The following is a 15,972-nucleotide window of genomic DNA, read 5'->3' as shown; positions in this document are numbered from 1 at the left end:
TGTACAGCCGGAGTTGACAAGTGAAGTTACGCCTAAGTTGCAAAGCTATCATGATCGCCCTGTCGTTTGCCTTGTCGAATGTGGCGGTCTCTGAAGAGCTTAAAGTGTACAATTTTTCGCCTGTCAATCAGTACAATCTTAATCTTTCAGCCAGTTTTTGGAATCCAATCATAAAGTATGTGTCCGAAAAAAGCGGCGTGAATCTCACGCTGAAATTAGGGCGAACGTCCTCTGATACAACGAGTTATGTGCTCGCACAAGAAGTTGATTTCGCGCTTACCAATCATCTTTTTAGCCCGGAACGCGACAAGATGGGCTGGAAGGTGTTTGGTCGCCGTGACGCGCCTGCGCTTGAGGGGCAAATCGTGGTGCCTGCCGACTCGCCCATTCATAGCCTTTCGGAGCTAGAGGGCAAGGAAGTCGTGTATCCGGGACCGGAAGCGTTCATTGCTTATAAAGTCACAAGCTCGGAATTAATCAAGAAAGGGATCAACACGTCTACTGTATTTGCAGGAAACATGGACGGTGCTTTCAGCCAACTTCTTAGTGGTAAGGCTCAAGCGATGGGGGCTAACTCACAGCTGGTAAGCGGCTACACGGAGAGAGAAGGGAAGTCGTTCCGCGTACTGTGGAGTTCGGCCTCGTTCAATGATTTGGCCCTCATGGCATCCCCTCGGGTTTCTAAAAAAGAACGTGATGCGGTAGCCAACGCATTTTTTAATATGCAAAACGATCCCGACGGTAGCAGGGTTCTTCGTGAGGCGACCGAGCGGGTCCATGCACCGGCACCGATTACCTTCATTCCTGCGACGGAAGCGGATTATGCGTCCTATCGTAATTTTTATAACAGTTTGCCAGCAAACCTTAAGTAACTAATTTCAACGTAAGCTGGAGAGGCTGTTAATGAATTTCTTTAAAAGCCTGCTACCCAAATCACTGACGTCGCGAATACTGGCGATGCTGTCCATTCTGATACTGACTTTTCTGACGACGGGTCTGGGTCTGTTTTATAAAAACCAGCTGCTTCAGCATATTGAAGAGATACAAGACACCGCTAACATGCTCATTGAGGTTGCGGCGCAAGCGGTTGAGGAAAGTGTCGTCATCGGCGATTACGACACCATTAAAAGAACCCTCGAAAAAACCCTGGCTCGCTCGCCGTTCAAGTCGGCACTTTTTATTGACCTGTCGGGTGGCGTGATTCGCCTTGAGGCCGCCAGCGCGCCTGTTGGAAGAGCGCCTGCGTGGATAGAGTCTGAAGTCGCTGCACGATTATTCGATGTCAATCGTCCGATCACTGTTGGCGGGAAAGATTATGGCGTGATGCGTCTGTCTTTTAATGCCGAGAGAATTGCTGCCGAACTTTATAGCCTTGTGATTCAGGCTACATTATTTGCGGTATTTTTTCTGCTGATAAGTTTGATTTTGATGGGGTTCATGATCAAGCGTTCGCTTGCTCACCTGGGCAAGCTTCACTCTTATGAGGCAGAAATCGCTTCAGGCGCAGTGGCAGCAGAGGCGATGTTGGTCGCTGATGCTCCCATGGAAATACAGGAGGCTATAAAAGCGGTAAACCGTACTGCCGCAAGTATGCGCAATCACTTTGGCCTGCGTATCGAATCGTTGATGAATACCTTGGTGCAGCATAAAAATGCCCTGGATGAGGTGTCCATCGTTTGCGAAGTGTCGGCCTCCGGACGTATCACCTACGTTAACGAGCGATTCGTAACAAGCTCACAGCACTCGCGAGCCGAGCTTTTAGAGTTGACGATCGATGAGGTCTGGACCGGCATGTCTTCAACCACTGAACCGTGGCAATGGGCACCGGAAAATGAGGTGTGGAACGGTGAGATCAGGCTCTCAGGTCGCAGCGGCAAGGTTGCATGGCATCGGCGCACTATCATACCTATTCTCGATGACTTGGGCGGCGTTGAAAAATATATCTGCATCGATATCGATATCACCGATCGCAAAGAGTTTGAGGTGGCGATTCTGGATAACGCCAGAAGGCAAAACCTTATCGCCTTGTTTGGCCAGCAGGCGTTGACAGAGGAAAGCGTCAGTGCTCTGGGTGAACTGGCAACACTGACTGCGGCGCAAGGATTGAACTTGAGCAAGGCCGCTTTACGGGTCGTTGATCGAGTGAATCATGAGGTCATCCTCACCGCGGAGGTTGGCTTCACCGATGTTGAAATCCGCAGTGGTTATCACAATGATTTTTTGAGCGGGACTGCTGCTTCTGCCGGGTTTGTCATTAATGCTGATACGCCTGATAGCAGGTACGCGTTGCTTCCTGGTGAAACAGTAGAGGTTTGCACTATTAGAAGTGGCCTGGAGGTTGATATCTCTTGCCGGGAGGTCTTCAAGGGCGTTCTTGGCGTGTACGCCAGCACGGATGACCCCTTTACACGTGAAGATGTCAGCTACCTTCAAACACTTGCCAACCTCTTGGCTGCCGCGCTTGAAAGGTATGACGCAAAGAGAAAGCTAACCTACCTGGCCGAAAATGATTCGCTCACCCATCTGCCTAATCGCTGGTTTCTCAGCAATTATCTGCGCGAGATAATCAGTCGGACAACGTCAACGCCAGATGCAGTAAGCGTCATATTCATAGATTTGGACAGGTTCAAGGCCGTCAATGACACCATGGGGCATTCAGTAGGCGATCAATTGCTTATCCAGGCAGGTCGACGCTTGAAAGGCTGCATTGATGAGAACAGTGTAGTTGCGCGGCTGGGAGGCGATGAATTTTCGATCGTCGTCACACACACCGTCTATTCCGAGAGCCTCATAAAATCGCTGGCGACCCACGTTGTTGATGCGCTGGGCAAACCGTTCAACCTTGGAGGTCAGGATATATTCGTTTCAGCGAGTGTAGGCATCGCTAATTATCCGTTTGACGGGCGTGACACTGGCGTTATCTTGAAGAATGCGGACACCGCCATGTACCATGCGAAAAAAAGTGGCCGTAACAATTTCAAGTTCTACAACGCCAGCATGAACGAAAGTTTAACCAGGCGCTTGCAAACTGAAACGCTATTGCGGGGTGCGCTTGATCGCGATGAGTTTATTCTGCATTTTCAGCCAAAGGTCAGCCTCACCGATGGCAGGATAAGTGGTCTAGAGGCTTTATTGCGCTGGAATCACCCGGAGCAAGGTATGATTTCTCCGGCCGATTTTATCCCTATTCTTGAGGACACTGGCCTGATCATTCCTGTCGGCGTGTGGGTTATCCGCAAAGTCTGTGAAACCCTAAAAAGCTGGGAAGAGAACAATATAAGGCTGGTGCCGATCGCCATCAATCTGTCCGTCAGGCAGCTTCAAGTCAAAGGCTTGGCTGAGACCGTCAAGCACGTCGTTGAAGCATACGGTATCAACCCCGCTCTTTTAGAGTTCGAACTGACCGAGTCGATGCTGATGATCGATCCCGAGTCGGCGGTTGAGATACTTCGAGATATAAAATCGTATGGTATAAGCCTCTCCGTCGATGATTTCGGAACGGGCTATTCCAGTTTGGCCTACCTGAAGCGATTCTCTCTTGATGCCCTCAAAATCGACAGGGCGTTCATAAAGGATATCACCAGCAATCATGAGGACGCCGCGATCACCAGGGCAGTAATCGTACTGGCGCACGAATTGGGTCTTAAGGTCATTGCAGAAGGCGTTGAAACAGTCGACCAGCTAGAGCTGCTCGTAACGTATGGCTGCGATCAAATGCAGGGTTATCTTTTCAGCAAGCCTGTCATCAGTGATGAGTGTGCTGCGATGATCAAATCGTCACGCAGTCTGGATATAGGGTTTTCTGAAAGCGGTGTGGCGTAGCGTAGTAGTGATAGCGCCTGCGAGAGCGGTCATGGCAGGGCGCTGCACGCAGCGGCTCCCGTCAACTGTCAACCAACGTCAACCGATCAGCAGCTACCAAGTCCACGCGGGTTCCCTGCCCCCCATATGTCTCAGCTCCTCAGAGGCCCCGCCAGTTTCCGGCATTAGCCCCGAGCAACTCCGCCTGCTGCATGCCACTCAGGTGCCGGCCTGAAGACTTTTCGAAGTCTACAGACCAAACAAGAAGCCCGCCTCGTGCGGGCTTTCTTGTTTATGGGCGGTGCTTCTTCGTTCTGAGATTTATCCTCTCCGGCATGACGCTGTGCTGCGCCCACCCCCCTTCAATACAGCCGCTGTCAGCGGTCGGCAAGCAGGCTCTTTATATTTTTCGCGGGTTTTAAGGGTCAACCGATTATCGGATGTCCCCCCAAACACCGGATCACGGTCAAATCTTGAAGCTGTCTACCAACTGTTTCAAACGCCCGGCCTGTTGTGAAAGTGCAGCACAATCCTTGAGGGTTTCATTCAGGTTGGCCACGCCCTGCTGATTAAGCGTGTTGATCTGGTTGATGTCGATGTTGAGCGTTTCGACAACGGCGGTCTGTTCTTCGGTGGCGGCGGCCACTGACTGGTTCATGCCGTCGATCTCGCCTATACGGCGGGTTACGTCGCGCAGACGACTGCCCGCCTGATTGGCGACTTCGACACTGTCCTGGCTCGACACCTGGCTTTCGTTCATGTTGAGCACGGCGTGCTGGGACCCGGTCTGCAGGCCACCGATCATTTTATGAATCTCGTCTGCCGAGGTCTGGGTGCGATGGGCCAGGTTGCGTACCTCATCGGCGACCACTGCGAAACCGCGTCCGGCTTCACCGGCGCGCGCGGCCTCGATGGCGGCGTTGAGGGCCAGAAGGTTGGTTTGTTGCGAGATGCCTTTGATCACATCGAGGATGTGGCCGATATTGTCGGTGCTGGCATTGAGTTGCTCGATCTGCGTGCAGGATTCACTGATCTTGGTCGACAGCTCGCTCATGGCATGGATGGTTTTCTCTACCACCACCTGACCGTCTTCAGCCTGAGTACGGGCTTCACTGGCCTGGATCGACGCATCGGACGCATTGCGGGCGATCTCCTGGGTCGCAGCGCCCAGTTCATTGATCGCTGCCGCCACGCTGTTGGTGCGCGCACTCTGTTCATCGAATCCGACGATCGAGGAATTGGAAGAGTTGACGACACGCTGCGACAGGTCATGCACCTGCAACGTGGCGGATGACACTTCAGCGATGGACGCATGCACGCGCTCCACGAACTGGTTGAACGAGCCGCCCAGTTCAGCGAACTCATCCTTGCCTTGAATACTCAGGCGACGGGTCAGATCGCCCTCACCCTGAGCAATGTCCTGCATGGCGCGGCCCATGTCAGTCAGCGGCCGCATCAAGGCACGAATCAACAGGCTCAACAGCAAGGCAATCACTGCCACAGCAATCAGCACAGCCACAATCGCGGAGCTGCGGAACTGGCTCAGCGGTGCATAGGCTTTGTCTTTGTCGATCGACAAACCGATGTACCAGTTGGCAGAAGGCAGCCCGGTGATAGGGGTAAACGACAGCAGCCTTTGCTGACCCTTCAGCGTGACCTCACGCAAACGCGCATCCAGACTGAGCGTCTGCCCCGGATAGATGTCTTTCAGGTTTTTCATGACCTGGTCTTTGTCCGGGCTGACAATGATCTGCCCGTCACCGTTGACCAGAAAGGCATAACCGATGCCGCCGAACTCCACCGAGTTGATGATCTTGACCAGTGTGTCCAGGCTCAGGTCGCCGCCCACCACACCGGACACCTGACCGTTGATCTTGACCGGGCTGGCGATCGTCACCACCAGACCGCCCACGGACGCCAGGTAAGGAGCACTCAAGATGGTTTTGCCGGCCTCGACCGTGGACGTGTACCAAGGCCGCTGACGAGGATCGTAGCCCGCCGGCATATCGACGTTGGGCCGCTGAGTGAACGTGCCTTTACTGTCACCGACATAGGTGAACTGAAACGTCGAGACCAGCGCTGATTGAGACACCAGGCCGCTCAGGTCCGAATTCACACCCTGATAGGCGACGTTCTGGGTGAGGTTTTCCAGCACCAGAATGCGTCCACTCAGCCAGTTTTGCACACTGCTGGCGGTCAACTGCCCGGCCTGCTCTACCGAGGACTCCAGGTTCTGATTGATGGTCGCGCGCTGCAGATAATCGTTGTACAGGGTGAACAGGGCAATGGCCAACACCACAACACCAGACGCAGCCAGAAGAATCTTCTGACGAAACTTCAAATTCATTATGAGGCATCTCAACAAGACAGTGGGAGTTTCAAATGTCTGGGCGACCTGTAACGCAGGGCATTATTCCCCATCAAACACGGCACCCAGAAAAGATAAGGGTATGACGGCCCGAGTATAGACGGCGATTCCCTTTTTTCATGAAGGGACCGCTCTATTTCAATAGGTACGGGCATTCTTTATAACGGCACCCGACGGCAGATGACCGTATGGGAACAGCGCAGTGGGGGCCGCTTGAAACTTTCTATTGTTTTTGTTTCAGCTTGGCGGACGCCGGCCGATAGCGTCTGTATATCACACCCGTCCCTGACCTGTATGCCATGCCTTTCAGGGGCATTACTGCTTTAAATGGCTGTTATGGAGAATTCGATGAGTAGCTGGTTTGCAAACATCAGCGTTAACATGAAACTGGCCGTCGGGTTCGGTCTGGTACTTGTATTTACGGCCATTCTGGCGCTGACCGGCTGGACCAGCATGAGCGGATTGATCAACCGCAGCAACTGGATGAGCGATATCACAGCGCTCAATGCACAGTTGACCAAACTGCGGGTGACCCGCCTGCAATATATGGTCGCCGACGGTGACGAGAAAGTCGCCGAGACCGTTCAGGCTTCACTGGAAAGCTTCAAGGCCCAGCAACAAAAACTGCTGGTCGCGTTCAAGAGCCCCGAGAACGTGAAGATGCTTGAACAACTGTCGGCGGTCATCGCTGACTATCAGACATCCCTGAATAATATGCGCAGCGGCTATAAAGCCAGCAATGCGGCGCGGGATGAACTGACCACGCACGCCGTTAAAAGCATCAATGTGTTCGAACAGTTACAGGCTGACGTCAAAAAACTCGACCCAACTGATACCAACCGGTTCGAGCAGTACCAGATTGTCACCGATGCAAAGGAAAACCTGAGGCTTGCCCGTTATGACGTGCGTGGCTATACCACCAATGTCACGCCCGAAACCGAGCAGGCAGCCGTCTCGAAACTGGACACGGCCATCAAGGATCTGGACACCCTGAAAACAACGTTCAGCAGCACTCAGGCCGATCAGCTCAAGCAGCTGGAGACCTCGCTGATGGCGTATCGCGCGACCCTGCAGAACTTCAAGGCCGCCAGCGCCCAGATTGCCCAGGCGCGTAAGGAAATGACCGTCCAGGGCCAGGACATCGTCAAGATCAGCGAGGACATGTACAAGCTGCAACTGGATCGCCGTGATCAGGAAAGCGCGCAGGCCCGTACCACTCAGATCATCTGCACGCTGCTGGCCATGATCCTGGGCGTCATTGCCGCCGTGATCATCACCCGACAGATTACCCGCCCGCTTCAGGAAACCCTGGCAGTGGTCGACCGTATTGCATCCGGCGATCTGACCCAGACGCTGGCAGTGACGCGCCGCGACGAGCTCGGCGTTCTGCAGCAAGGCATTCAGCGGATGGGCAGCACATTGCGCGAGCTGATCGGCGGAATCCGCGACAGCGTTGTGCAGATCGCCAGCGCCGCTGAAGAACTCTCCGCTGTCACCGAGCAGACCAGCGCTGGCGTCAACAGCCAGAAAGTGGAAACCGATCAGGTGGCCACTGCCATGCACGAGATGTCCGCCACGGTTGCCGAAGTTGCCCGCAACGCCGAGCAGGCTTCACAGGCAGCGTCGAACGCTGACCGCGAGGCACGCGATGGCGACAAGGTCGTGGGTGAAGCGATTGCCCAGATCGAGCGCCTGGCCACCGAAGTGGGTCGCTCGGCCGATGCCATGAACCACCTGGAACAGGAAAGCGACAAGATCGGCAAGGTCATGGACGTCATCAAGGCGGTGGCCGAGCAGACCAACCTGTTGGCCCTCAACGCGGCGATTGAAGCGGCACGGGCCGGTGAAGCCGGACGTGGTTTTGCCGTGGTTGCCGACGAAGTCCGCGGCCTGGCGCAACGCACGCAACAGTCAACGGTGGAAATCGAGACCCTGGTGGCCGCCCTGCAAAGCGGTACGCGTCAGGTTTCCAGCATCATGCTCAACAGCCGTGAACTGACGGTCAGCAGCGTGCAGTTGAGCCGTCAGGCAGGTACGTCGCTGGGCAGCATCACCCAGACGGTCTCCAGCATTCAGGCCATGAACCAGCAGATCGCCGCTGCAGCCGAAGAGCAAAGCGCCGTCGCAGAAGAGATCAGCCGCAGCATCATCAATGTTCGCGATGTATCCGAACAGACTGCGTCGGCCAGTGAAGAAACAGCCGCCTCCAGCGTCGAACTGGCACGCCTTGGCGGTCAGTTGCAGACGATGGTCAGCCACTTCCGGATCTGATCCCTCGCAATCACCCGCAAGCCCGGTATTTACCGGGCTTGTTGGTTTCCGGCAGGCGCAAAGACAGCGCTCACTCCACCTGACTCATGAACTCGCCTGACGCCTCAAGCCTGCGGCGGCTGCCCGTTGGAGGCTGACAGCCCTCCATCCACCGGCAGGTTGACGCCCGTCACGAAGCGCGCGTCGTCGCTGGCCAGGAACGCGATGACGTCGCCAACGTCTTCCGCCTCGCCAGGCCGCCCCAATGGGATGCGCTCCATGAACTTGGCGATAAGTGCCTTATCGTCAAACATGTCTTCGGTCAGTTCGCTGCGAGTCAGCGACGGGCAAACCGCATTGACCCGCACGCCGTCTGCGCCATGATCCATCGCCAGCGCCCGGGTAAAGTTGGTGATCGCGCCTTTGGCCGCGTTGTAGAAGCTCATGCCCCAGTCGCCCCCCATGCCGGAAACCGACGACACGTTGACGATGTTGCCTTGGCTGGCAATCAGCGCTGGCATGGCAGTGCGCGTGCAATAGAACACTCCATCCAGATCCACTGACATCAAGGCTTTCCAGTCTTCTACGCCCAGCTCGGTCACTTTGCCGGATTTGACGACACCGGCATTGTTGACCAGAACGTCCAGACGCCCGAAGCGTTCGGCCACTTCCTTAAACAGCGCTTCTACGTCAGTCAGATCCGCCACGTCAGTGGCCCTGACCAGATGCTCTGCGCCCTTCAGTTGGGCGGCCACTTTGGCAAGCTTGTCGTGATTGCGGCCGACCAGAACCACGCTTGCGCCTTCCTGCGCGAAACGCTTGGCGGTGGCTTCACCAATCCCGGAGCCCGCTCCAGTGATGACGACGACTTTCTGGGTGAAACGATTCATGTGGTAGCTCCAAAAAAAGAACGGGGTTACCGGGTGGACTGCTGACTCGCCCACAGCGTTCATTCCCATTCAAGGAGTGCTCCGAGACCGCTTAAAAATCCAGGTGAATCGGTAAACCTCGACTAACAGCGCGTTGACAAAGGCCGCCTGCGCTGTAAATATCCCTCACAGTTGTACGACAACCTATAACGCCAAAAAATAAAAACAAGACAGGGCCACCCTATGAAATCGCTCGCCTGCACGCTCGCTCCACGAATGATTGAATCTTCGTCCGGCTTGTCCGCGCTGCCTCATCCGACACCCGTTCATATTCTGAGTATTCGCTGAGGCCTGGCGAACGGTACTCGATCGCCTGTCGGTCGGGGCCGTGTCTGGCCACCACGTACATCACGTAATCCTCGAAGGTGTCGGTCGCTGCTTGCGCGTGACCAGAAAAGAGGACGGTTTCAATAAACAGGGAGCACAACAATAATGACAACTTACTCTACCCGTTCGCGCGTACTGCTGAGTGTTGGCGGCATGACGCTGATGTTTCCGATGCTCGGCATGGCCGAAGGTTTCGTGGACGACACCAAGGCCACGCTGACCCTGCGTAATGCGTACTTCAATCGTAACTTCACCAACCCGTCGTTCCCCAGCAGCGCTGCGCCGCAGAGCAAGGCTGAAGAGTGGACACAAAGCTTCATTCTCGACGCCAAGTCGGGCTTTACCCAAGGCGTGGTCGGTTTCGGGGTGGATGTACTGGGCCTGTATTCGGTCAAGCTCGATGGCGGCAAAGGCACCGGAGGCACGCAGTTGCTGCCGATTCACAGCGACGGTCGCCCGGCGGATGATTTCGGACGCCTGGGCGTGGCGGGCAAGGCACGGTTTTCCAAGACCGAGCTGAAAGTCGGCGAATGGATGCCGGTGCTACCGATACTGCGCTCCGATGACGGACGTTCATTGCCGCAGACGTTTCGCGGCGGCCAGGTGACGTCCAAGGAGATCGACGGCCTGACGCTGTATGGCGGGCAGTTCCGTGGCAACAGCCCGCGCAATGACGCCAGCATGGAAGACATGTCGTTGAACGGACGAGGCGCATTCACGTCCGATCGTTTCAACTTCGGCGGCGGCGAATACGTCTTCAATGAAAAGCGCACTCAGGTCGGCGTCTGGTACTCGGAGTTGCAGGACATCTACCAGCAGCAGTTCTTCAATGTGCTGCACAGCCAGCCCATCGGCGACTGGACCCTGGGCGCCAATCTGGGTTTCTTCACCGGCAAGGAAGATGGCAACAAACTGGCTGGCGATCTGGACAACAAAACCACCTACGCACTGCTCTCGGCCCGCTACGGTGGCAGCACGTTCTATGTCGGCCTGCAAAAGCTCACCGGCGACACGGCGTGGATGCGCGTCAACGGCACCAGCGGCGGCACACTGGCCAACGACAGTTACAACGCCAGCTACGACAACGCCAAAGAGAAATCCTGGCAGCTGCGTCATGACTACAATTTTGCGGTGCTCGGCGTACCCGGCCTGACCATGATGAACCGCTATATCAGTGGCGATAACGTCCACACCGGCACCATCACGGACGGCAAGGAATGGGGGCGCGAGTCGGAACTGGCGTACACGGTACAAAGCGGCACGCTCAAGAACCTGAACGTCAAATGGCGCAACTCAAGCATCCGTCGCGATTTCAGCGCCAATGAATTCGATGAGAACCGCGTGTTCGTCAGCTACCCGATTTCGTTGCTCTGACCCCTGAGGCAAGGTCTGGCAGGCAGTCCAGACTTTGTCTTGCAACGCCCTGTACCGAGGTGTACGCGGTGGCCCGATATAGACGTTGGCCGCGTTGACAATAAGCGCAGGCGATGTTGATAATCGGGCAAGTCATACGACAACAGATGACAACAATAACAAATCAGGACTTTTCTCATGGCATCGGCTCATATCACCCAGACTCCCTTCAATCGCCTCCTGCTGACAGGTGCGGCAGGTGGCCTTGGAAAAGTATTGCGCGAGACTTTGCGCCCATACGCGAAGGTCCTGCGACTTTCCGACATTGCCGAGATGGCACCGCCTGTCGACGAGCATGAAGAAGTGCAGGTGTGCGATCTTTCCGACAAGAACGCGGTTCATCAACTGGTAAAAGATGTGGACGCCATCCTGCATTTTGGTGGCGTCTCGGTTGAAAGACCTTTCGAGGAAATCCTTGGCGCCAATATCTGCGGCGTTTTCCACATCTACGAAGCCGCTCGCCGGCATGGCGTGAAGCGAGTGATCTTCGCCAGTTCCAACCATGTGATCGGTTTCTACAAGCAGAACGAAACCATTGATGCACACTTCCCTCGCCGCCCGGACAGCTACTACGGCCTGTCCAAGTCCTACGGCGAAGACATGGCCAGCTTCTACTTTGATCGCTACGGCATCGAAACCGTCAGCATCCGCATCGGCTCGTCGTTCCAGGAGCCGCAGAATCGCAGAATGATGAGCACCTGGCTGAGCTTCGGCGACCTGACGCAACTGATCGAACGCGCCCTGTATACGCCGGATGTCGGCCACACCGTGGTGTATGGCGTCTCGGACAACAAGACAGTCTGGTGGGACAACCGGTTTGCCAGCAAACTGGATTACGCCCCCAAGGACAGCTCCGAAATCTTCCGCGAAGTGATCGAGGCCCAACTGATGCCGGCAGACGATGACCCGGCAATGGTTTATCAGGGCGGCGCATTTGTGGCGGCAGGGCCGTTCGACGATCAGTAAGGACCGCTTACTCCTCTCAGAAATCCGGAGACACGAATAGTCATGGACGCCGAACTGATTGCAGATGCACAGAACGCCACGGGCGAAAGTCCGGTCTGGAGCGTGCGTGACCAGGCGCTCTACTGGGTAGACATCCCGGCAGGCCGGCTGCACCGCTGGAACTGCGCGGACAGTACGACCGACAGTTGGGACGCCCCGCAAATGCTCGCCTGTATCGCTGCCGACAGTCGTGGCGGCTGGATTGCGGGCATGGAAACAGGGATTTTTCACCTGCAACCCTGTGACGACAACAGCCTGATCAGCACGCTTCTGGTCAGCGTTGAACACGCGCAGTCGGGTATGCGCTTCAATGATGGCCGCTGCGACCGACAAGGTCGTTTTTGGGCCGGCACCATGCTGATGGACATGGCGGCGGGCGCCGTGGTCGGCGCGGTGTATCGCTACAGCGCAGGCCAGAAAACCCTGGATGCGCAACTCAAGGACTTCATCGTCCCCAACGGTCTGGCCTTCAGCCCGGACGGCAAGACGATGTACCTGTCTGACTCGCACCCCAGCGTTCAGAAAATCTGGGCCTTCGACTACGACACCGACAACGGCACACCACACAATCGCCGTCTGTTCGTGGACATGAACAATCACCTGGGCCGTCCCGACGGCGCGGCAATCGACACCGATGGCTGTTACTGGATCTGCGGCAATGACGCTGGCCTGATCCATCGCTTCACACCCCAAGGCAAGCTCGACCGTTCGCTGGTCGTGCCGGTGAAAAAGCCGGCCATGTGTGCGTTTGGCGGCCCCGATCTGGACACCCTGTTCGTGACCTCCATTCGTCCGGGCGGCGATCTTGCCGACCAACCACTCGCTGGCGGTGTGTTCGCTTTGCGACCTGGCGTCAAAGGCCTGGAGGAACCCGCTTTTAAAGGCTGATTGCGCCTACCGAAAACCCCATAGCTCGACCAAAAATAACAATATTGGAGATATCCATGGATTTCAAACGCACGCTTCTCATCGCTGCACTTCCGTTGGCATTCTGCGTGTCGGGCCTGGCCCAGGCAGAAGTCAAAATCAAGTTCGCCGAAGTTCACCCAGCAGGCTACGCGCCGGTCGTGGCTGAGCAGAACATGGGCAAAAAACTCGAAGAGCAATCCAAGGGCGAGATCAGTTTCAAGATGTACGCGGGTGGCGTGCTCGGCTCCGAGAAGGAAGTCGTCGAGCAAGTCCAGAGTGGCGCGGTGCAGATGACTCGCGTCAGCCTGGGCATCGTCGGCCCGGTGGTGCCGGACGTCAATGTCTTCAACTTGCCGTTCGTGTTCCGCGATCAGGCGCACATGCGCACGATCATCGATGGCAAAATCGGTCAGGAAATTCTCGACAAGATCACCAACTCGCAATTCAACATGGTCGCGCTGGCCTGGATGGATGGCGGCACCCGCAACCTGTACACCAAGAAACCCGTGCGGCAGATCTCCGACCTCAAAGGCATGAAAATCCGCGTTCAGGGCAACCCGGTGTTCATCGAAACCATCAACGACATGGGCGGTAACGGCATCGCCATGGCCACCGGCGAAATTTTCAGCGCCCTGCAGACCGGCGTGATCGACGGTGCTGAAAACAACCCGCCTACTTATTTCCAGCACAACCACTATCAGAACGCCAAGTTCTTCACGATAACCGAGCACTTGATCCTGCCCGAGCCGATCGTGATGGCAAAAACCACCTGGAACAAGCTCAACCCCGATCAACAGGCACTGGTGAAAAAGCTCGCGCGCGAAGCCCAGATGGAAGAACGCGTGCTGTGGGACAAGTCGTCAGCCGACGCTGAAACCAAGCTCAAGGCTGCCGGCGTGGAGTTCATCACGCTGACGCCGGAGCAGAAGAAAGCCTTCTACGACGCGACCCAGCCGGTACGTGACAAGTTCGGCGCGCCTTACAAGGATCTAATCAGCCGTATCGAAGCGGTTAAGACCGATCCGGCGCTGGCTGCGGCCAGTACCCAAGCGGCCCAATAAGCCTGTCTGATTAGCGGCGGAAACGGGCGCAAGCCCGTTCGCCGTCGCAGTGGTGAGCCTTCATGAAAAATACGCTTTTGCGCATCAACGACACGGTCTATCGGATCTGTATCGGTATCGCGGGTCTGTCGGTGCTGATCATGACCCTGATCATTCCCTGGGGCATCTTCGCCCGCTACATGCTCGGCAGCGGCTCGAGCTGGCCGGAACCCACGGCCATTCTGCTGATGGTGGTGTTTACCTTCTTCGGGGCCGCCGCCAGTTACCGCGCCGGGGCGCACATGGCGGTTTCGATGGCTGTGGACCGCATGCCGCAGCGAGTACGCCGCATTACGGCTGTCGTGGTGCAGATTCTGATGGCGACAGTGGCCCTGTTCATGATTTTCAAGGGTTTCAAGCTGTGCGCCACCACCTGGAACCAATTTGTCGGCGAATTGCCGTTTCTGCGCGTCGGGATCTCTTACCTGCCGATTCCCGTTGGCGGCATCGTGACCCTGATTTTCGTGCTCGAAAGGCTGTTTCTGGGCGACCAGAGTCATCGCGCAGTGATGCGCTTCGACGTCATTGAAGAAAGCGAAGGTGCCGCATAAATGGACGCTTTTATACTGTTGGGCAGCTTCATCGCATTGATCCTAATCGGCATGCCGGTGGCTTACGCGCTGGGCCTGTCAGCCTTGATCGGCGCCTGGTGGATCGATATTCCCGCCGACGCCCTGATGATCCAGATCGCAGGCGGCGTGAACAAGTTCTCGCTGCTGGCGATCCCGTTCTTCGTGCTCGCCGGGGCAATCATGGCCGAAGGTGGCATGTCACGACGCCTGGTCGCGTTCGCGGCAGTACTGGTCGGTTTCGTGCGCGGCGGCCTGTCGCTGGTCAACATCGTGGCGTCGACCTTCTTCGGTGCAATCTCGGGCTCATCGGTGGCCGATACCGCCTCGGTCGGTTCGGTATTGATCCCGGAAATGGAGCGCAACGGCTACCCTCGGGACTTCTCGACCGCCGTGACCGTCAGCGGCTCGGTTCAGGCCCTGCTGACGCCTCCCAGCCACAACTCGGTGCTCTACTCGCTGGCGGCAGGCGGCACCGTATCGATCGCGTCCCTGTTCATGGCCGGCATCCTGCCAGGGCTGTTGCTCAGCGCCGTGATGATGGGCCTGTGCATGATCTTCGCGCGCAAGCGCAATTATCCCAAGGGTGAAGTGATCCCGCTGCGTCAGGCGCTTAAAATCGCCGGTGAAGCGCTTTGGGGCATGATGGCGATGGTCATCATTCTCGGCGGCATCCTGTCGGGCATCTTCACCGCCACCGAGTCGGCCGCCATCGCCGTACTCTGGGCGTTCTTCGTCACCATGTTTATCTACCGCGACTACAAATGGCGCGATCTGCCCAAACTGATGCACCGGGCCGCCCGCACCATTTCCATCGTGATGATTCTGATCGGGTTCGCCGCCAGCTTCGGTTACATCCTGACGCTGATGGAAATCCCGATGAAGATCACGACAGCGTTCCTCACGCTCTCGGACAACCGTTACGTGATCCTGATGTGCATCAACGTCATGTTGCTGCTGCTGGGCACCGTCATGGACATGGCGCCGCTGATTCTGATCCTGACCCCGATCCTGCTGCCGGTCATCGTCGGCGTCGGCATCGACCCGGTTCACTTCGGCATGATCATGCTGGTCAATCTGGGGATCGGACTGATCACACCACCCGTGGGCGCAGTGCTGTTCGTCGGTGCAGCGGTGGGTAAAGTCACCATCGAAGCCACCGTGAAAGCGCTGGTGCCGTTCTACGTCGCCCTCTTCCTGGTGCTGATGCTGGTCACCTACGTTCCGGCCATCTCGCTGTGGCTGCCGAGCGTCGTGCTTTAAGCCTGTCGTTGTAACGCTGCCGGCGCCTCTACTTGAGG

The 15,972-nt window shown here is 56.5% G+C and carries 11 protein-coding genes and 2 pseudogenes; 10 read left to right on the top strand and 3 right to left on the bottom strand.

The genetic code is table 11. The features are described from left to right. Positions 1-50 precede the first annotated feature (50 nt). On the top strand, positions 51-872 hold the full coding sequence (locus BW686_RS10405; RefSeq protein WP_179149243.1) for a phosphate/phosphite/phosphonate ABC transporter substrate-binding protein: 822 nt from the start codon (positions 51-53) through the stop codon (positions 870-872). Between the two features lie 31 nt (positions 873-903). After that, complete coding sequence (locus tag BW686_RS10400; RefSeq protein ID WP_084916220.1) at positions 904-3,822, top strand: putative bifunctional diguanylate cyclase/phosphodiesterase; 2,919 nt, start codon at positions 904-906, stop codon at positions 3,820-3,822. A 445-nt stretch (positions 3,823-4,267) separates the two neighbouring features. On the opposite strand, the gene BW686_RS27490 is transcribed toward BW686_RS10400, so the two are convergent. Next, a complete protein-coding gene (locus BW686_RS27490) occupies positions 4,268-4,993 on the bottom strand; it encodes a methyl-accepting chemotaxis protein (RefSeq protein WP_373271007.1) in 726 nt (241 codons plus the stop codon). Between the two features lie 180 nt (positions 4,994-5,173). After that, positions 5,174-6,148, bottom strand: a pseudogene (locus BW686_RS27485) (cache domain-containing protein); the annotation flags it as partial. 348 nt (positions 6,149-6,496) lie between these two features. On the opposite strand from BW686_RS27485, the pseudogene BW686_RS27480 reads away from it, so the two are divergent. Both BW686_RS27480 and BW686_RS27475 read left to right on the top strand, forming a co-directional pair. Next, a pseudogene (locus BW686_RS27480) lies at positions 6,497-7,537 on the top strand (methyl-accepting chemotaxis protein); the annotation flags it as partial. Positions 7,538-7,576: 39 nt separating this feature from the next. Next, complete coding sequence (locus BW686_RS27475) at positions 7,577-8,440, top strand: methyl-accepting chemotaxis protein (protein ID WP_373271006.1); 864 nt, start codon at positions 7,577-7,579, stop codon at positions 8,438-8,440. A 104-nt stretch (positions 8,441-8,544) separates the two neighbouring features. Here BW686_RS27475 and BW686_RS10385 read toward each other — a convergent pair whose 3' ends face one another. Next, entirely contained in the window at positions 8,545-9,309 is a 765-nt protein-coding gene (locus tag BW686_RS10385; RefSeq protein ID WP_084916217.1) for an SDR family NAD(P)-dependent oxidoreductase, read from the bottom strand. A 471-nt stretch (positions 9,310-9,780) separates the two neighbouring features. Between BW686_RS10385 and BW686_RS10375 the strand changes: the two genes are divergently transcribed. The 6 genes from BW686_RS10375 (at position 9,781) to BW686_RS10350 (ending at position 15,934) form a co-directional block, all read left to right on the top strand. After that, entirely contained in the window at positions 9,781-11,049 is a 1,269-nt protein-coding gene (locus BW686_RS10375; RefSeq protein WP_084916216.1) for an OprD family porin, read from the top strand. A gap of 177 nt (positions 11,050-11,226) precedes the next feature. Further along, positions 11,227-12,054, top strand: a complete 828-nt coding sequence (locus tag BW686_RS10370) for an NAD-dependent epimerase/dehydratase family protein (RefSeq protein ID WP_084916215.1) — start codon at positions 11,227-11,229, stop codon at positions 12,052-12,054. 42 nt (positions 12,055-12,096) lie between these two features. Next, positions 12,097-12,981, top strand: a complete 885-nt coding sequence (locus tag BW686_RS10365; protein WP_084916214.1) for a glucurono-1,5-lactonase — start codon at positions 12,097-12,099, stop codon at positions 12,979-12,981. Positions 12,982-13,037: 56 nt separating this feature from the next. Then, positions 13,038-14,063 (top strand): TRAP transporter substrate-binding protein, encoded by a 1,026-nt coding sequence (locus BW686_RS10360; protein WP_084916213.1) that lies wholly within the window; start codon positions 13,038-13,040, stop codon positions 14,061-14,063. A 62-nt stretch (positions 14,064-14,125) separates the two neighbouring features. After that, positions 14,126-14,653 (top strand): TRAP transporter small permease, encoded by a 528-nt coding sequence (locus tag BW686_RS10355; RefSeq protein ID WP_084916212.1) that lies wholly within the window; start codon positions 14,126-14,128, stop codon positions 14,651-14,653. Then, a complete protein-coding gene (locus tag BW686_RS10350; RefSeq protein ID WP_084916211.1) occupies positions 14,654-15,934 on the top strand; it encodes a TRAP transporter large permease in 1,281 nt (426 codons plus the stop codon). Positions 15,935-15,972: the final 38 nt, after the last annotated feature.

This window comes from Pseudomonas syringae, from assembly GCF_002157375.1.
Classification (GTDB): domain Bacteria; phylum Pseudomonadota; class Gammaproteobacteria; order Pseudomonadales; family Pseudomonadaceae; genus Aquipseudomonas; species Aquipseudomonas syringae_T.
This window is presented reverse-complemented; position numbering and strand designations above follow the sequence as displayed.